General features: G+C 72.2%; 17 protein-coding genes. 1 reads left to right on the top strand and 16 read right to left on the bottom strand.

The features are described from left to right. A complete protein-coding gene (gene dapF / locus Bequi_RS01470) occupies positions 1–939 on the bottom strand; it encodes a diaminopimelate epimerase (RefSeq protein ID WP_249736228.1) in 939 nt (312 codons plus the stop codon). After that, positions 849–1,889 carry a tRNA (adenosine(37)-N6)-dimethylallyltransferase MiaA gene (miaA, locus tag Bequi_RS01475; protein ID WP_249736229.1) on the bottom strand — a complete coding sequence of 347 codons (1,041 nt, stop codon included), beginning with the start codon at positions 1,887–1,889 and terminating at the stop codon, positions 849–851. Before miaA ends, dapF begins: the two co-directional genes overlap by 91 nt. A gap of 137 nt (positions 1,890–2,026) precedes the next feature. Here miaA and Bequi_RS01480 point away from each other — a divergent pair, with 137 nt between their 5' ends. Beyond that, positions 2,027–2,509 carry a YbjN domain-containing protein gene (locus Bequi_RS01480; protein ID WP_249736230.1) on the top strand — a complete coding sequence of 161 codons (483 nt, stop codon included), beginning with the start codon at positions 2,027–2,029 and terminating at the stop codon, positions 2,507–2,509. Positions 2,510–2,541: 32 nt separating this feature from the next. Here Bequi_RS01480 and miaB read toward each other — a convergent pair whose 3' ends face one another. The 14 genes from miaB to Bequi_RS01550 form a co-directional block, all read right to left on the bottom strand. Next, entirely contained in the window at positions 2,542–4,209 is a 1,668-nt protein-coding gene (gene miaB, locus Bequi_RS01485; RefSeq protein ID WP_249736231.1) for a tRNA (N6-isopentenyl adenosine(37)-C2)-methylthiotransferase MiaB, read from the bottom strand. A gap of 113 nt (positions 4,210–4,322) precedes the next feature. Further along, on the bottom strand, positions 4,323–4,907 hold the full coding sequence (locus Bequi_RS01490; RefSeq protein WP_249736232.1) for a regulatory protein RecX: 585 nt from the start codon (positions 4,905–4,907) through the stop codon (positions 4,323–4,325). A 4-nt stretch (positions 4,908–4,911) separates the two neighbouring features. Beyond that, positions 4,912–5,949: a recombinase RecA gene (gene recA / locus Bequi_RS01495; RefSeq protein ID WP_430623090.1), complete on the bottom strand. Its 1,038-nt coding sequence runs from the start codon at positions 5,947–5,949 to the stop codon at positions 4,912–4,914. Between the two features lie 391 nt (positions 5,950–6,340). Next, the gene (locus Bequi_RS01500; protein WP_249736234.1) at positions 6,341–6,565 is read right to left on the bottom strand and encodes a DUF3046 domain-containing protein; all 225 of its coding nucleotides are present in this window, start codon (positions 6,563–6,565) and stop codon (positions 6,341–6,343) included. Between the two features lie 28 nt (positions 6,566–6,593). Beyond that, a complete protein-coding gene (locus Bequi_RS01505) occupies positions 6,594–6,899 on the bottom strand; it encodes a helix-turn-helix domain-containing protein (protein ID WP_249736235.1) in 306 nt (101 codons plus the stop codon). Between the two features lie 305 nt (positions 6,900–7,204). Next, complete coding sequence (locus Bequi_RS01510; protein WP_249736236.1) at positions 7,205–7,780, bottom strand: CinA family protein; 576 nt, start codon at positions 7,778–7,780, stop codon at positions 7,205–7,207. A 3-nt stretch (positions 7,781–7,783) separates the two neighbouring features. Further along, complete coding sequence (gene pgsA / locus Bequi_RS01515) at positions 7,784–8,383, bottom strand: CDP-diacylglycerol--glycerol-3-phosphate 3-phosphatidyltransferase (protein WP_249736237.1); 600 nt, start codon at positions 8,381–8,383, stop codon at positions 7,784–7,786. 64 nt (positions 8,384–8,447) lie between these two features. Continuing rightward, a complete protein-coding gene (locus Bequi_RS01520) occupies positions 8,448–11,402 on the bottom strand; it encodes an FtsK/SpoIIIE family DNA translocase (protein ID WP_249736238.1) in 2,955 nt (984 codons plus the stop codon). Positions 11,403–11,512: 110 nt separating this feature from the next. After that, entirely contained in the window at positions 11,513–13,252 is a 1,740-nt protein-coding gene (locus Bequi_RS01525) for a ribonuclease J (protein WP_249736239.1), read from the bottom strand. 17 nt (positions 13,253–13,269) lie between these two features. Further along, a complete protein-coding gene (dapA, locus tag Bequi_RS01530; RefSeq protein ID WP_249736240.1) occupies positions 13,270–14,190 on the bottom strand; it encodes a 4-hydroxy-tetrahydrodipicolinate synthase in 921 nt (306 codons plus the stop codon). Between the two features lie 54 nt (positions 14,191–14,244). Further along, on the bottom strand, positions 14,245–14,964 hold the full coding sequence (gene thyX / locus Bequi_RS01535) for an FAD-dependent thymidylate synthase (RefSeq protein ID WP_249736241.1): 720 nt from the start codon (positions 14,962–14,964) through the stop codon (positions 14,245–14,247). A 25-nt stretch (positions 14,965–14,989) separates the two neighbouring features. Beyond that, positions 14,990–15,772: a type 1 glutamine amidotransferase gene (locus tag Bequi_RS01540; RefSeq protein WP_249736242.1), complete on the bottom strand. Its 783-nt coding sequence runs from the start codon at positions 15,770–15,772 to the stop codon at positions 14,990–14,992. Next, on the bottom strand, positions 15,769–17,073 hold the full coding sequence (locus Bequi_RS01545; protein ID WP_249736243.1) for a Mur ligase family protein: 1,305 nt from the start codon (positions 17,071–17,073) through the stop codon (positions 15,769–15,771). The genes Bequi_RS01540 and Bequi_RS01545 overlap by 4 nt, the downstream gene beginning before the upstream one ends. 58 nt (positions 17,074–17,131) lie before the next feature. Further along, complete coding sequence (locus Bequi_RS01550) at positions 17,132–17,881, bottom strand: HAD family hydrolase (RefSeq protein ID WP_249736244.1); 750 nt, start codon at positions 17,879–17,881, stop codon at positions 17,132–17,134. Between the last annotated feature and the right edge of the window lie 58 nt (positions 17,882–17,939).

Consider the following 17,939-nt stretch of genomic DNA (forward strand, 5'->3'; position numbering starts at 1 on the left):
TCAGATCGCCAGCGAGCCGTCCGCGACGATGACGGCGGGGCCGGCGAGAGTCATCTCGCTCTCGCGGAATCCGATCACGAGGCTGCCGCCGGGGACGTCCACGCGCCACTCCTGGCCGCTGTCGTCACCGGCCCAGTGCGCGGCGGCGAGGCCGACGGCGGCCGCCCCGGTGCCGCAGGACTGCGTCTCCCCCACTCCGCGCTCGAACACCCGCATGGCGACGTGGCGCTCGCCTCGGCGGGCGACGAGCTCGATGTTCGCCCCGCCCTCGGGCATCGGATCCAGGGCCGGCTGGACGGTGAGATCGAGGTCCTCCAGCTCCAGGTCGTCCGGCAGGAGCGCGACGGCATGGGGGTTGCCCATGTCGACGTCCCAGGCGGGCAGCGTGCGGCCGGTGATCGTCACGGTGCGCTCGGGCTCGGTGAGCCGGCCGGGGCCCATGCCGACCCTGACCTGCCAGGCATCCCCGGCCGCGGCGGGCCGCTCGAGGATCTCCACGCGGCGGGCGCCGGCGCGCGTGGCGATGACGAAGTCGCCGGAGCCGGCGAGCCCAGCGCGATCGAGGCAGGCCGCGAAGACGCGCACCCCGTTGCCGCACATCTCGGCGATCGAGCCGTCGGCGTTGCGGTAGTCCATGAGCCACTCCGGCTGCGCGGCGCCCTCAGGGTCGGCACCCTCGACGCCCTCGGCACCCGGGCTCTCGGCGCCGTCGGTGCCCGGCACCTCGACGCCGGAGACCGCGGTGCGGACGATGCGGATGACGCCGTCGGCGCCGATTCCGCCGCGGCGGTCGCTGATCGCGGCGACGGCATCGGCATCGAGGGCGAGACGGCCCTCAGGATCCGGGATCAGCACGAAGTCGTTGCGGGTCCCGTGCCCCTTGGTGAAGCGCTGGGGGGCTGCGTCGCCCTCGGACTGCTCGCGGCGATGGTTCGACATCGCTCCAGCCTAGGGGCGCCCTCCCCCGCGCTGTGCTCCAGCGCTCCCAGAGCGGCCGCGAGAGTGAGCGAGGGATCATCCTCGGCGCGGATCCAGCGCACGCGCGCGTCCCGACGGAACCAGGTGTCCTGCTTGCGCACGAGCCGGCGGGTGCCGACCACGGTCGCCTCCCGGGCCTGCTCGCAGGTCATCTCGCCGTCGAGCACTGCGAGCGCCTGCTCGTATCCGATCGCGCGCCGCGCAGTGGCCCCGCGATCCAGTCCCTCGGCCCGCAGGGCGCGCACCTCGTCGATGAGGCCCGCCTCGACCATCCGGGCCACGCGCTGCGGGATCCGGGCGTGCAGCTCCTCGCGGGGGCGCTCGAGCCCCAGCTGCACGGTGCCGGCCACGCGATAGCGGGGCTGCGGGAGGAAGGCCCGGAACGAGCGCCCGGTGATCTCCCCCACCTCGAGCGCTCGCACGATCCGGCGCTCGTCGGCCTCGCTGATCTGCGCGGCGGCTTCCGGGTCCCTCTCCTGCAGCTCGCGGTGCAGGGCGCGTGGGCCGATCGCGCGGGCGCGCGCCTCGAGGCGGGAGCGCACCGCGGGATCGGTCGGCGGGAACGCGATGTCGTCCAGGAGCGCGCGCACGTACAGACCGGACCCGCCCACGACGATGGGCAGGCGCCCGCGGGCGCGGATGTCGGCGATCGCGGCGCGCGCCTGGTCCTGGTACGCCGAGACGCTCGCCTCCTGCGTGACCTCCAGGACGTCCAGGAGGTGATGCGGCACGCGCTCGCGCTCCGCGCGGGTCACCTTGGCGGTGCCGATGTCCATCCCCCGGTAGAGCTGGAGCGCATCGGCGTTGATGATCTCGCCGCCCAAGCGCTCGGCGAGATCGATGCCGAGATCGGACTTCCCTGTCGCCGTGGCGCCGACGACGGCGAGGAGCTCGAGGGGGTGCGCGGGCATGGCGCTACGGTACCGCCCCGCTCGGTGCGCAGTGAGTCCGGGACGTTCGAGGCAAGGGCGATAGGGTGAAACGATCCGCGCCGGGAAGATCCCGCGCGCGGGCGCCCCTTCTCTCTACAGCGACGCCGAGGTTCGACGTGACACAGCCCCAGGCCTCCTCCGCCCTCCCGGCGGCGGACGGCGTGACCCCCATCAGCATCGAGCGGATCGAGAGCGCGCTCTCCCAGCACGGCTACGCCTTCGTGGAGGACGCCGAGCATCCCGAGGTGCTGCGCGCCCGCTTCGACGACTACCGCTTCCAGTTCATGCTGGCCAGCGTCAACCGCCCCGTGCTGCAGATCCGCGGGCGGTGGAACCACTCGGTGGACGTCTCGCGCAAGCACGAGATGCTCCGCCTGTGCAACGACTGGAACATGGGCCGCGTGTGGCCGAAGGTCTACGTGCGCCGCGAGAACGAGGGGATGCTGGGCCTGTACGGCGAGGTCACACATGACTTCTACGGCGGGGGCACGGATCAGCAGATCGACCGCGCTATCGAGTGCGGGCTGCGGACCGTGATCGCCTTCTTCCACGAGCTGGAGGACCAGCTCGGGCCCGAGATCGAGGATCTCGACGCCTGAGGCCCCCTATGCGACCGCGGGGACCGGCCTGCTCAGCGCCGACGGATCTCCGGCAGGCCCAGCACGACGGGTCCCGCAGGCGCAGGGCCGGCCGTGCCGCAGGCGCCGCCCGTCCCGCACGCTCCCGCGGACTCCCCTGCAGCGCCCGGCTCGACCACCCCGCGGCCTGCCTCCCACGCATCCCCTGACGCGGTCCGGCGCACGGCGAAGACCTCGGGGCCCAGCGCATCCCAGGGCACCCCTGCGGCAGCCGGGGCGAGCGCCGCATCGGCGATCAGATAGAAGGGCGCGGCGCGCGTGATCGTGGTGGCGACGATGTCACCGGGGCGAGGGCGCTGCGCGACCGGCAGTCCCGGCTGCAGGGAGAGGTGCACGAGACGGTTGTCGGCGCTGCGGCCCGAGATGCGGTGGGTGAGCGCGTCGCGCGTGCCCTCCCCCTCGGCGATGAGCACTTCGACCTCGCGGCCGACGCGCGCCGCGTTCCCCTCGAAGGTGATCCGGTCCTGCAGGGCGGTGAGCCGCTCGTACCGCTCCTGCACGACCTCCTTGGGGAGCTGATCCTCCATGGTCGCGGCCGGCGTGCCCGGGCGGATGGAGTACTGGAAGGTGAAGGCGCTCGCGAAGCGGGAGGCCTCGACGACCTCGAGGGTGCGCTGGAAGTCCTCCTCCGTCTCGCCCGGGAACCCGACGATGATGTCGGTGGAGATCGCGGCGTCGGGGATCTGCGCGCGCACGCGGTCGAGGATCCCGAGGAACTTCGCGGAGCGGTAGGAGCGTCGCATGCGCCGCAGCACGGCGTCGGAGCCGGACTGCAGCGGCATGTGGAGGGTGGGCATGACGTTGGGGGTCTGCGCCATCGCGTCGATCACGTCATCGGTGAACATCGCGGGGTGCGGGGAGGTGAAGCGCACCCGCTCGAGACCCTCGATCTCCCCGCAGGCCCGCAGGAGCTTCGCGAACGCGCCGCGATCGCCGAACTCGACGCCGTAGGAGTTCACGTTCTGGCCCAGGAGCGTCACCTCGATCGCCCCGGCCTCGACGACGCCGCGGATCTCGGCGAGGACGTCGCCGGGGCGGCGGTCCTTCTCGACGCCGCGCAGGGAGGGGACGATGCAGAAGGTGCAGGTGTTGTTGCACCCGACGCTGATCGAGACCCAGGCCGCGTACACCGACTCGCGACGCGTGGGGAGCGTGGAGGGGAAGACCTCGAGGCTCTCGAGGATCTCGACCTGCGCCTCGGCGTTGTGCCGGGAGCGCTCCAGCAGCACAGGGAGGGATCCGATGTTGTGCGTGCCGAAGACGACATCGACCCAGGGGGCGCGATCCACGATCGCGGAGCGGTCCTTCTGCGCGAGGCAGCCGCCCACGGCGATCTGCATCCCGGGGTTCGCGCTCTTCCCGGCGCGCAGGGATCCGAGGGTGCCGTAGAGCTTCTTGTCGGCGTTCTCCCGCACAGCGCAGGTGTTGAAGACGACCACGTCCACCTCGCCTCGGCGCGGGTCTGCCTCGGCGGGCGCCGGGGCGTACCCGGCGTCCTCGAGCATCCCGGTGAGACGCTCGGAGTCGTGCACGTTCATCTGGCAGCCGAACGTGCGCACCTGGTAGGTGCCCCGCTCCTGCGCGCTGGACTCTGGTGCAGGCGGGGGTGCAGCTGCGGCGGAGCTGGGGCCGGGCGCGGGGGCGTGTGCGGAGATCGTCATGGCGCCCTCATCCTATGGTCCCGGTCCTCCGGTGCTTGTGCTCCCGGCCCTCTGGTTTTGGTGGTTCTGCCGGCGCCTCCGGCGGGCGGAGCCGCCTGTCGCGCAGCGCCGGATCAGCGGCCGGTCGCCGCCCGCATCTCCGAGGCCACCACCCGGCGCACGAGCCCGCCGTCATGCCCGCGCCGCCGCAGGAACCCCTCCGTGCGACGCGAGATGCGGATCCGGGCCGGACCGTCGGCGTGCTCCAGGGCAGCGCCCTCCCGCCGCAGGCGCTCGCGCGCCAGCTCCCGGCAGAGCTCCTCCTCGTCGGAGCCGTGCTCCCCGATCGCCGCGGCGATGGTCTCCGCGTCCACTCCCCTCGTGCGCAGCTCGAGCCGGAGCGCTTCGTGGGAGAGGCCGCGCAGCGACTGCCGCTGCGCGACCCATTCGGCGGCGAAGGCCGCATCGTCGATGAGGCCCGCCCGGCCGATGCGCGCCATCACCTCGTGCGCGACCTCCGCGGGGACCTCGCGCTCGCGCAGGCGCTCGCGCATCTCGCCCTCGCTGCGGCGCCTGGTCGACAGCAGACGCATGAGGTAGCGGCACTCGCTCACCACGGCACGGTCCCTCGCGACCTCCTGCGCGCTGATGGTGCGCGCAGGAGCCGCGAGGATCCGCTCCATCCTCTGCTCGAGATCCTCCCGGACGGCCTCGTGCATGGCGTCAGATCGTCGCCGGGACGCCCTCATCGAGGAAGTCGTCCGCTTCGAGGCCCTCTGCGGAGTCCTCCGCCGACGCCTCCTCGACGTTCGCGAACGCCCCGACCCCGAGGGTCTGGAGGATCTTGGTCTCGATCTCGGCGGCGAGGTCGGTGTTGTCCTTGAGGAACTGCCGCGAGTTCTCCTTGCCCTGGCCGAGCTGGTCGCCCTCGTAGGTGAACCAGGCGCCGGACTTGCGCACGATCCCGTGCTCGACGCCCATGTCGATCAGGCCGCCCTCACGGGAGATTCCCTCGCCGTAGAGGATGTCGAACTCGGCCTGCTTGAAGGGCGGGGCCATCTTGTTCTTGACGACCTTCACGCGGGTGCGGTTGCCCACTGCGTCCTGGCCGGTCTTGAGGGTCTCGATGCGACGGATGTCCATGCGCACGGAGGCGTAGAACTTCAGCGCCTTGCCGCCCGTGGTGGTCTCCGGGGAGCCGAAGAACACGCCGATCTTCTCGCGCAGCTGGTTGATGAAGATCGCGGTGGTGCCGGTGCTCGCCAGTGCGCCGGTGAGCTTGCGCAGCGCCTGGGACATGAGGCGCGCCTGCAGACCCACGTGCGAGTCGCCCATCTCGCCCTCGATCTCGGCCTTGGGCACGAGGGCGGCGACGGAGTCGATGACGATGATGTCGAGGGCGCCGGAGCGCACGAGCATGTCGGTGATCTCCAGGGCCTGCTCGCCCGTATCCGGCTGCGAGACGAGGAGCGCGTCGGTGTCGACGCCGAGCTTCTTCGCGTACTCGGGGTCCAGGGCGTGCTCGGCGTCGATGAAGGCGGCGATGCCGCCGTTGCGCTGCGCGTTGGCGACCGCGTGCAGGGCGACGGTCGTCTTGCCCGAGGACTCGGGGCCGTAGATCTCCACGATGCGGCCTCGCGGCAGCCCGCCGATCCCGAGCGCGGCATCCAGCGCCACCGAGCCGGTGGGGATGACCTCGATGGGCGGGCGGGTGTCATCGCCCAGGCGCATGATCGAGCCCTTGCCGAACTGGCGGTCGATCTGGGCGAGGGCGTTGTCGAGGGAGGAAGCGCGATCCGTGGACGGGGCGCTGGACTTCGCGGGGGACGCGGTCCTAGAGGACTTCGCTGCGGGCATGGCTTTCGTTCCTTCCGGAGAGCCGGTTTCACCGGCGTGTGCTGACCTGCGGCCACACTAGATCGGGGGTCGGACGTTCGAGACGGCGGGGACCCGGGCGGTGGAGAACTCCCCGCGGGGAGGACTCATCCGGGTCCGAGCGATCGATCGCTGCCGACCGACAGCCACACCCTACCCGAACAGATGTTCGAATGCACGGTGCGGGCGCGATCCGGCGCGTCGGTGCAGATCGGGGTCGTCGCATCGGAGCCGATCGGGGCCGGCGCGCCGGAGCTGACCGCGGGCGACGCGGCGATCAGTCGCGCCGGGCCCCGGCCGGGATCTCCCAGCGGCTGCTCTCGGGCACGTCCATCGCCTCGCACAGCGCGGTCCACGCCTCTCGGGCGCCGATCCCCGCGGCGAGCGCCTCGTCGACGGTGCGGCCGCCGAGGGCCTCCAGCACGAGCTCGCGGCGATACGCGAGGGAGAGGGCCGGCCCGAACACGTGATCGGCCAGCGCGGTGAGCTCGCTGCGCTTCATCGGCGGAGCCTCGGCTTCCCGGCCGGGCTCAGCCGGCGCAGACGAGCGCGTCGGCCCCTTCGGCCATCCCCTCGGGGATGGTGTCGGGGATGCTCACGCCCTCGGCCACGGCGATGCGGTCCGAGACCTCGCGCAGCACGAACGACAGCGGCATGCCCAGCGCATCGGTCACGGAGACGAGGAGCTCGCTGGAAGCCTCCTTCTGGCCGCGCTCGATCTCGCTGAGATAGCCGAGGGAGACGCGGGCGTCGGCGGAGACCTGGCGGAGCGTGCGGCCCTGGGTGCGGCGCGCATCGCGCAGCACCTCGCCGAGCTCCTGGCGGAAGAGGATCATCTGGCGGCCTCCGTTCGTCGGCGCTGCGGGCCGCGCCGCGGGCGCTGTCCCCGTGCGGGCGCGGGGTGCGGCGGGAGCGGAGCGGAGCGACCCTGCCGGTCGCGGGGCGAGGGATCGCGGTGCGCCGGGGCGTGTGGATGCGCGGCCGGTGGTATTCATGCCGGGGGCGCGCATATGGGTGGGGGTCATCGTGCTCTTCACGTCGGGTGCAACGCACCGGGCGGTGCGCGTGTTCCCCGATCGTAGGGAGGCGGCGTGGGAGATCGCTGGGCCCTCCACCGGCGATGCCTCCCCAGCGGCCGGCTTCAGGACTCCTCGCGCTCCCCTGCGGGCAGCGACGGCTCGCTGGCCTGCGGCGATGCGGCCGAATCCCGGAGCCGGTCCCGCAGCAGAGCGAGCGCTGCACGCACCGCCTCCCCGCGCACCTGGGCCCGGTCGCCGCTGAGACGCAGTTCACGCACGAGGGCAGGGCCGCTGCGCGATGCGAGCGCGATCCACACGGTCCCGGCCGGGACGCCGCGGTCGTCGGGGCCCGGTCCCGCGACGCCCGTCGTCGCCAGAGCCAGATCTGCGCGGTACAGCCGCGCGGCGCCGCGGGCCATCTGCCGGGCGACCTCCGCGGTGACCGCGCCCTCGCGGCGCAGCAGCTGCGCGTCCACCCCCAGCACGTCGGTCTTGGCGTCGAGCGCGTAGCAGACGGCTCCCCCGGCGACGCAGGCGCTCGCACCGGGCACGTCGATGAGCCGGGCTGCGAGCAGCCCGCCGGTGAGGGATTCGGCCGCGGCCAGGCGCAGACCGCGCGCTGCGGCGCGCTGGACGACCTCCTGCGCGATGGCTGCGCTCTCCTCCTCGAGGCGATCGGGGCCCTGGCGCTCTCCCACGGCTCAGGCCGAGGGCGACCCGGCGAGAGCCTCGCGGCGCAGGCGCAGCCCGTCCTTGAGGTTCACCAGCCCCGACCAGATCGTGAGGATGAAGGCGATGGTCACGAGCGCCAGGCCGATCCACTTCGCCGGGCCCCACCACAGCTCGAACGGGATCAGGCAGAACGTGATCGCGATGGACTGCATCATCGTCTTCGCCTTGCCCGCGAAGGTCGCGGGCAGCGCCCCGTGCTTGAGGATCGTGAAGCGCATGATCGTGATGCCGAACTCGCGCACCAGGATCAGGATCGTCATCCACCACGGCACGTAGTCCCAGATGGACAGCACGATGAAGGCGGCGCCCGTGATCGCCTTGTCGGCGATGGGATCGACGATCTTCCCGAAGTCGGTGATGAGGTTCCGGGAGCGGGCGAGGTAGCCGTCGAGGAAGTCGGTGACCATCGCGACCACGAAGATCGCGGCCGCCCCGAGCCGCCAGGCCACGAGATCCGGGTGCATCACCGCGACCACCACGAACACCGGCACCATCACGCACCGCAGCATCGTCAGGATGTTGGCGATGTTCCACAGCGGCACGGGCTGCGGGGACTGCGTCTGGCTCATGGATCCTCCAAGGAAGGGGCGGCAGCCGGCCGGCTGCGGGGGTCACGTGCGGGGGCTCAGCATCTCACCGGCCGGTGAGCTGCCAGGCGTCCTCCCCGTCGGGGTCGTCATCGTCGTAGCCGTCGTAGTACTCGGCGGCGACGTCGTCTCCCGAGCGGTCCAGGGGATCGGTGGCGTACCGGCCTCCCTGCTCCGCGAGGGGGATCTCCTCCGCGTCCTCGAGGGAGACCTCGGCCCCGCTCTCGAAGGGCTCCTCCCCCGCCGGGGCATGGGAGGCGCCGACGGGCTCCTCGTCCTCGCCGCGGATGCGCGCGAGCGCGCCTGCGAGGTCGTCGGGGCCGACGAGCACGTCGCGGGCCTTCGAGCCCTCCGAGGGGCCGACGATCTCGCGCGACTCGAGCAGGTCCATCAGGCGCCCGGCCTTCGCGAAGCCGACGCGCAGCTTGCGCTGCAGCATGGAGGTCGAGCCGAACTGCGTGGTCACCACGAGCTCGGTGGCCTGCAGCAGCACGTCGAGATCGCCGCCGATGTCGTCGTCGACCTGCTTCTTCACCGCAGCGACGGCGACGTCCTCGCGGTAGGCCGGCTTCATCTGCTTCTTGACGTGCTCGACGACCTTGTGGATCTCGGACTCGTTGACCCACGCGCCCTGGACGCGCATGGGCTTGGCCTTGCCCATGGGGTGGAACAGGGCGTCGCCCTGGCCGATGAGCTTCTCGGCGCCGGGGGTGTCGAGGATGACGCGCGAGTCCTGCAGGGAGGACGTCGCGAAGGCGAGGCGGCTGGGCACGTTCGCCTTGATGATGCCGGTGACGACGTCCACGCTGGGGCGCTGGGTGGCGAGGATCAGGTGGATGCCGGCCGCGCGGGCGAGCTGCGTGATGCGCTGGATCGAGGCCTCGACGTCGCGCGGGGCGACCATCATCAGGTCGGCGAGCTCGTCCACGACCACCAGGAGGTACGGGTACGGCGCGATGCGGCGCTCGCTGCCCGGGGGCATGACCACTTCTCCCGCGCGCACGGCCTTGTTGAAGTCGTCGATGTGCTTGAACCCGAACGCGGCGAGATCGTCGTAGCGCGCGTCCATCTCCTTGACCACCCACTCGAGGGCCTCGGCGGCCTTCTTGGGGCTGGTGATGATGGGGGTGATGAGATGCGGGATGCCCTCGTAGATCGTGAGCTCGACGCGCTTGGGATCCACGAGCACCATGCGCACCTCCTCGGGGGTGGCGCGCATGAGGATCGAGGTGATCATCGAGTTCACGAAGCTGGACTTGCCGGCGCCCGTGGCGCCCGCGACCAGGAGGTGGGGCATCTTCGCGAGGTTCGCGACGACGTAGCCGCCCTCGACGTCCTTGCCCACGCCCATCACCATCGGGTGCTCGTTGCGGGTGGCCACCGAGCTGCGCAGCACGTCGCCGAGGGCGACGGTCTCGCGGTCGGCGTTGGGGATCTCGATGCCGATGGCCTTCTTGCCGGGGATCGGCGAGAGGATGCGGACGTCGGCGCTCGCGACGGCGTAGGAGATGTTCTTGTCGAGCGCCGTGACCTTCTCGACCTTGGTGCCGGGGGCGAGCTCGACCTCGTAGCGCGTGACCGTCGGGCCGCGGGAGAACCCGACGACCTCGGCGTTCACGCTGAACTGCTCAAAGACCTCCTCGAGCGCCTCGACGACGCGGTCGTTGGCCTCGGAGCGGGTCTTGTGCGGGGGGCCCTCGAGGAGGTAGTCCGAGGCGGGGAGGGTGTAGACGATGTCGCCGGCCAGCTCGAGCTGCTCCCCCGAGCGGGGGAGGTCGCCGCGGGGCGCGGGGATGACCAGCGGCTCCTCGGTCTCCTCTGCCTGCGCGGACTCGCTGCGCGCGGGCTTCGCGGCCGCAGGGGCGGGAGCCGGGCGCGCGGCGGAGGAGCCCGCGCGCGGGGACGCGGAGCCGGATCCCTTCGCGGGAGCGGCGGGGGCGAGGGCCTCCGTCGGCCCGACGGGGAACGCCTTGGTGCGGGAGTTCTCGTCGGCGACGACGTCGAACACCTCGGTGGCGTCCTTCGGCGCGGCGCGGCCGGCGCGGGCCGCGCGCGCTGCCCCTGCGGCTGCGGCGGCGGGCTCGGTGCGGGCGGCCGCGGTGAAGGGCTCGTCGCCCTCGTAGCCGAACTCCTCGTGGTCGCGAGCGGCCTGCTCCTCCTTCTCACGGCGGGAGCGGCGGCGCGGGCGGGCAGGAGCGGATTCCTCGTCGGAGCCGTCCAGCGCTCCGCGCTCGCGCGCGGTGACGCGGCGGGGGTGGAGCCCGAACGTCTCGCGCTCCGCCTCCTCCTCGGCGCTGCGGCCGACGAGCCCCTCGTAGACCCCGCGCAGGCGGGCGGGGAGCGCCTCGACGGGAGTCGCGGTCAGCACGAGCACGCCGAACAGGATCACGAGCACGTAGACGACCACCACGGCCCACCCGGGGAGCAGCGCCATCAGCGGCGCGGCCGCGAGGTACCCGAGCACGCCGCCTCCGCGGGAGAGGGCGTCAGCGCCGTCGGCGGGGGCGGGCATCTGCGCGTGCACCGAGGCGATCGCGGAGAACGAGGTCAGCAGCAGGGCGATGCCGAGGCCCACGCGCGCGTTGGCCCGCACGAGATCGGGGCGGCGGAACATGCGCAGCGACCAGCCGAGAGCGAGCAGCGGCACGGCGACCGAGGCGACCCCGAAGGTGCCGCCGACGACTGCGTGCACCGCGTCGAACAACGCGCCGGGCGCCTGGAACCATTCGCGGGTCGCGACGAGCGCCGCGATCAGCAGGAGGAAGAGGGCGAAGCCGTCCCGTCGCTGCTCGAACGCCACCTCCCAGCGCTGCACGCCGATCGCGCGGACGAAGCCGCCGGCGGCACGAGCGATGCCGAGGTAGCCGGAGCGCACTGCGCGCACCGGGAGCGGGAGCGTCGAGGGGTCGTGGGAGGCACCGCCTGCGCCGCGCGAGGCTGCGGAGGAGGTGCGGGATACGCCTTTCGACGCACGTGCGGGGGAAGACGTACGTGTCGCCATGGCGCCAATCTACCCCGTCGGCCCTCCCCCGCCCCGGCTCGCCGACACGGAACGGGCCCGGATCACGCAGCGGCGGCTGCGCGATCCGGGCCCGTGCGAGGCGCTGCGGCTCAGACCTCTACGACCACCGGGATGATCATCGGGCGGCGGCGCAGGCGCTGGCCGACGTAGCGGCCGACGACGCGGCGCATCGCCTGCTGCAGCTGGTAGGGATCGTGGCGCTTGCCCGCCTGGTCGGCGAGCGCCTTCTCCAGCGCCTTGACGATCTCGGGGCGGAGCTTCTCGAGCACGGCGTCATCCTCCGCGACGCCGCGCGAGTGGATCTCGGGCCCGGCGATGATCGCGCCGCTGGCGGAGTTCACCACGGCGAACAGGGAGATGAAGCCCTCATCGGCGAGCACGCGCCGGTCCTTGAGATCGGCCTCGGAGATCTCGCCGACGCTCGAGCCGTCGACGTACACGTAGCCGTTGGGGATCTCGCCGACGACCTTCGCGACGCCGCCCTTGAGATCGACGACGCTGCCGTCGTGGGCCAGCACCACGTTCTTCTCCGGGACGCCGGAGGACTCGGCGATCTTCCCGTTGGCGATGAGGTGGCGCACCTCGCCGTGCACGGGCATCACGTTCTTGGGCTTGACGATGTTGTAGCAGTACAGCAGCTCGCCCTCGCTCGCGTGGCCGGAGACGTGCACCTTGGAGCTGCCCTGGTGGACGACCTCGGCGCCGAGCGCCATGAGCTTGTTGATCATGCGGAACACGTCGTTCTCGTTGCCGGGGATCAGCGAGGAGGCGAAGATGACGACGTCGCCGGGGCCGACGGAGACGCGGTGGTCCTGGTTGGCGATGCGGTTCAGGGCCGCCATCGCGTCGCCCTGGCTGCCGGTGCACATGAGCACGACCTGCTCGTCGCGCAGGCTGTCGATCTGCTTGACGTCCACGAGGGTGTTCTTCGGGACGTGCAGGTAGCCGAGGTCCACGGCGATGCCCATGTTGCGCACCATGGAGCGCCCGACGAAGGCGACCTTGCGGTTGTTCTTCGCCGCGGCGTCGAGCACCTGCTGGACGCGGTGCACATGGCTGGAGAAGGAGGCGACGACGATCTTCTGCTTCGAGCGCGCGAACAGCGAGTCGAGCACGGGGCCGATCGTGCGCTCCTGGGTGGTGAAGCCCGGGACCTCGGCGTTGGTGGAGTCGGTCATGAACAGGTCCACGCCCTTCTCGCCGAGCCGCGCGAAGGCGCGCAGGTCGGTGAGGCGGCCGTCGAGCGGCAGCTGGTCCATCTTGAAGTCGCCCGTGTGCAGCACGGAGCCTGCGGGGGTGGACACGTAGACGGCGAGCGCGTCGGGGATCGAGTGGTTCACGGCCACGAACTCGCAGTCGAAGGGGCCGAAGCTCTCCTGCTGGTTCTCGTGCACGGCGAAGGTGTAGGGGCGGATGCGGTGCTCGCGCAGCTTCGCCTCCACCAGCGCCAGGGTGAGCTGGCTGCCGACGAGCGGGATGTCGGGCTTCAGGCGCAGCAGGTAGGGGACGGCGCCGATGTGGTCCTCGTGGCCGTGCGTGAGCACGATCGCGGCGATGTCGTCGAGGCGGCCGCGCAGGTAGTCGAAGTCCGGCAGGATCAGGTCGACGCCGGGCTGGGTCTCCTCGGGGAAGAGGACGCCGCAGTCGATGATCAGCAGGCGGCCGTCGTACTCGAGCACGGCCATGTTGCGGCCGACGTCGCCGAGCCCGCCCAGCGGGATGACGCGCAGGGTGTCGCGGCGCAGCTTCGGCGGCAGGTTCAGCTGCTCGGTGAACGGCGTGGCGGCGACGGGGGTCGCGGCCTCGGGGGTCTTCGCGGTCGTGGACATGGTTCCTTCCGGAGGGATCAGTGCAGCGGCGCGATGCCGGGGACGGCATCGAGCGCCTGAGCGAGCGCGCGGGACTGCGCCTCGCTCGCGGGAGAGTGGGGGCCGCGCACGGCGGCGTGGGGCAGGACGCCCTGGAGGTGCAGGGCGGTCTTCGCGGCGACGACCCCGGGCATCAGCCCGAAGATCGCCTCGGTGACGGCGGCGAGGCGTCCGTGCAGCTCCTGGGCGCGCGGGATGTCACCGGCGTCGACGGCCTCGACCAGCTCGGCGAGCAGGTCGCCGGCGACGTGCCCGATCACGGAGACCAGGCCGCTCGCGCCGATCGCGAGCCAGGGGAGGTTCAGGGCGTCCTCGCCGGAGTAGTAGGCGAGGTCGCTCTGCGCCATGATCAGCGCGCTCTCGAGAAGATCGCCCTTGGCGTCCTTGAGCGCGAGCACCGAGGGGTTCTCGGCGAGATGCAGGATCGTCTCGCGCGAGAGCGGCACGCCGGTGCGCCCGGGGATGTCGTAGAGCATCACGGGCAGGTCGCTCGCAGCGGCGATCGCCTCGACGTGCGCGATGATCCCCTCCTGCGAGGGCTTGGAGTAGTAGGGGGTGACGACGAGCAGCCCGTCGATGCCGAGCGCGGCATGATCGCGCACCACGCGCACGCTCTTGCGGGTGTCGTTGCTGCCGACGCCTGCGATCAGCGTCATGTCGGGGCCGACGGCCTCGCGCACGGCGCGCACGAGGGCGAGCTTCTCCTCGCCCGAGGTGGTGGGCGACTCGCCCGTGGTGCCGTTGAGCACGAGCAGATCGTGTCCGTGATCGCGCAGGTGCACGGCGAGGCGCTGGGCCGCGTCGAGGTCGATGCTCTCGCCGTCGGCGGAGAACGGCGTGACCATCGCGGTGCCGACGGCCCCGAAGGGTCGGGCGGGGGCGGTGCGCTCGGTGCTCATGGGGTTCTCCTGGTGCGTGGCGGGGACGATCGCGGGCGATTCTCGGCGTGGCCCTCAGGGGGCGACGCGACCGCCCTGCTCGAAGGCGTCGTAGGTGAACGGCATGGCCTCGCGGAAGAAGGCCTCCATCTGCTCGGCCACCATCTCGATCTCGCGCTGCGGGAAGGACGGGAAGGCTGACCCCTCTCGCGCGGTGCGCAGGGACAGGAAGTTCATCAGCGCCCGCGCGTTCATCGTGACGTACATCGAGGAGTACAGGTTCAGCGGGAGCACGGTGCGCGCGACCTCGCGGGCCACCCCTGCCTCGAGCATCTCGAGGTAGGAGGCGTACGCCGCCTCGGACTGCGCGCGCACGGAGCGCTCCACGAGCGCGTGCTGCTCAGGCGAGCCCGGCTCGAAGGTGTAGGCGCCGGGCTTGCCGACCTGCACCAGGCGGCGCTCGGGGCCGGGCACGTAGAAGACAGGGCGCATCTTCCGGTAGCGGCCCGACTCCTCGTTGTACGAGGCGACGCGGTGCCGCATGAACTCGCGGAACACGAAGATCGGCGCCTCCACGAAGAACGTGAACGAGGTGTGCTCGAAGGGGCTGCCGTGGCGATCGCGCATGAGGTAGCGGATCAGGCCGCGATCGCGGTCGGACGCCTCGCTCCCCGCGGTCTCGAGGGTCTTCTCGCCCTGGGTCGAGACCCGCGCGGCGAAGACGACATCGCCGTCCTGCGCGGCGGATCGGACCAGTTCGACGGTCATATCAGACCGGAAGACGATGTCGCTCATGGTTCCCCAGGGTAGTCCAGGCTTCTCAGCGGGGTCGGCTCATCGCGACCCGGCGGGCCTCGCGGGTGATGGACTCGTCGATCTCGGGGGCGCGGTAGCGGTCCTCCCCCGTGCGGTGGAGCACGGCCTTGCCGAGCAGCCAGTCCGCGAGCACCGGGTTCTTCGGCAGGAGCGCCCCGTGCAGATAGGTGCCGATCACGTTGCGGGAGATCGCGCCCTCGGTGCCGTCGGCGCCGTTGTTGCCGCCGGCGGTCGAGTCCTCCTCGCCGAAGGGCGCGACACGGCCGAGCGCCGTCGCGTCGGGACCGAGGGAGGTGAGCCCGGAGTGGTTCTCGTAGCCGACGACCTCCCCGAACTGCTCGGTGCGCACGGTGAGGTTGCCGATGAGGCGCTGCGCGCTGCCGCGCGTCTCGACGTCGAGGATCGAGATGCCCTGGAGGGGCTCGCTGCCGGCATCCTGGGCGGCGGGCACGAAGACGTGCCCGAAGAGCTGGTAGGAGCCGCAGATCATCAGCATCGGGACGTCGGCCTCGGCCCACTCGCGCAGCTGCGCGCCGTGGCGCCGGAGATCCGGGGCGATCGCGACCTGCCCGGAGTCCTGGCCGCCGCCGCCGACCACGAGGTCGACGTCGCTCGGCATCTGCCCGCCGATCTCGTGCTCTAGCAGCTCGACCTCGAAGCCGGCCCACTGGGCGCGGCGCTGCAGGGTGAGGGTGTTGCCCCAGTCGCCGTAGATGTTCATCTGCTCCGGGTACAGCTGCAGGATGCGCAGCGCCGGCCCCCGGGCCTGGCCGTTCTCGGTGCTCACAGGACTGCCTCCACGTCGGCGAACTGGGCGAGCTCGGCGCGCAGGGCGAGCATCGCGGTGTAGGTGCAGTAGATGCGCATCGGCTCGCGGTCCGCGCGGCCGCGCTCGAGGAGCAGGCGCAGCGCGGCGCCGAGATCGGGCTCGACGCTCTCGACGGGCACCTCCTCGTAGCGCAGCCGCAGCGCCATGTCGTAGGCGCGCACGCCCGTCACCGCGAGCACTCCGCTCTCGCGCAGGGCGGTGAAGTCCACGTCCCACAGCCACGACATGTCGCGGCCGTCGGCGTACTGGTCGTTGATCGCGATCACGGTGGTCGCCCTCTGCGCGGCGCTCGAGAGCAGCGCCATGCGGAACCCGGCGGGGTTCTTCACCAGGGCGAGCTCGAGGGGCACGCCGCCCACGTCGATGAGCTCGCCGCGGCCGAAGGCGGCGCGCACCTGCGAGAGCGCCGGAGCGAGCTGCGCCAGGGCGGCCCGCTCCCCCAGCACGGCGCGCACCAGGGCCAGGGCGCCTGCGGCGTTCAGCATGTTGTGGATGCCGGGCAGGGCCATCTCGACCTCGGCCTGCTCGCCCTGCAGGGTGAAGCGCGCGGTGCGGCCCTCGATCGACTCCAGCCGCGTCGAGGGCGCCCTGCCCTCGACGCCGCTGCCGGAGAGATCCATCGGGGCCTCGCGGCGCAGGTCGTCGTCCGAGAGGAACGTGCGGCGCAGGCTCTCCCCGATCCCGAAGCCCTCGACGCGGGCGCTGAGCCCCTCGGTGAAGCGCGGGGCCGACAGCCGCGGATCGTCGGCGTTCAGCACGACGACCTCGGTGGTCGCGGCGGCTACGGCGCGCAGCAGGGAGGCGGTGTGGTCGATCTCCCCGAAGCGGTCGAGCTGGTCGCGCATCACGTTCAGCAGCAGGCTCGCCCGGGGCTTCACCAGCCGCACGAAGTGGACCGCGTGCGCCTCATCGAGCTCGAGCACGGCGATGTCGGCATCGAGCCGGCCGCGCGCATCGACCTCGGTCAGCAGCGCCGCGGAGACGCCGCGCACGAAGTTCGAGCCCGTGGGATTGGTGAACACCTTCAGGCCCTGAGCGCGCAGCAGCTCGACCACGATCTTCGTGGTGGTCGTCTTGCCGTTGGTGCCGGAGACGACGACCACCCCGTGCGGAAGCGCATCGAGGGTGCGGGCGAGGAACCCGGGATCGATCCTCTCGACCACGAGGCCGGGGAAGGCGCTGCCCCCGCGGCCGCGGCCGCGGAGCCTGGCGAGCCGGCGGGCAGTGCGGCCGACGGCGACGGTGAGGGCGGAGTGCATGGGAAGCATCGTATCGGCGCGGAGATGCGCGCCGGGCGGGCGCGGACGCGGCGCGGGCTCAGGCGCCGCGGCGCGCGATCCGCACCCTGCCGTCCTGCACGCTCGCCTCGAGGTCATCCAGCGAGGTCACCAGCGCCCCGGCGAGCGGTGCGAGCTCGCCTGCAGGGGTGGTGGTGGTCACGGCGATCGCCGGGCAGCCTGCAGCGCGCGCCGACTGCAGCCCGCCGACCGCATCCTCGAGCACGAGCGCGGCCGACGGATCGACACCGAGGCGCTGCGCCCCCAGGAGATAGGGCTCCGGGTCGGGCTTGCCGCTGCTGACCTGGTCGGCCGTGACGAGGGAGTCCGGGGCGGGCAGGCCGGTGCTGGCCCAGCGCGCATCGAACAGAGGTCGGGTGCAGGAGGTCACGATCGTCCAGACGGGCCGGCCGAGCTCGGCGGAGATCGCGTCGAGCTCCTCGAGCAGCCGCGCGGTGCCGGGCAGCACGGTCACCGCGCCGGCGTCCTCGATCTCCAGCCCCTCGACGCGCGCGAAGGCGGTGTCGCGCTCGGCCTGGCTCATGGCGGGGAACTCCTCGGCGAGGATCTGCCCGGCGGGGCGGCCGTGCATGTGGCTCTCGTAGGAGCGATCCGAGCCGAGCTCGGTGAACAGCTGCTTCCAGGCCATGTGCACGGAGGAGCTGGAGTCCACGAGCGTGCCGTCCATGTCCAGCAGGAGCGCATCGACCAGGATCGGCAGCAGCTCCTCCTGCGGGGCGGAGGAGGCCTGGCCGTCGGCTGGGCGGGAGATCTGAGAGGCGGAATCCATGGCTTCACGCTCTCACGGCGGCGCTGCCGCGCGCGCGAAGGGGCCCGGCACCGATACC

Source organism: Brachybacterium equifaecis (assembly GCF_023509525.1).
Classification (GTDB): Bacteria; Actinomycetota; Actinomycetes; order Actinomycetales; family Dermabacteraceae; genus Brachybacterium; species Brachybacterium equifaecis.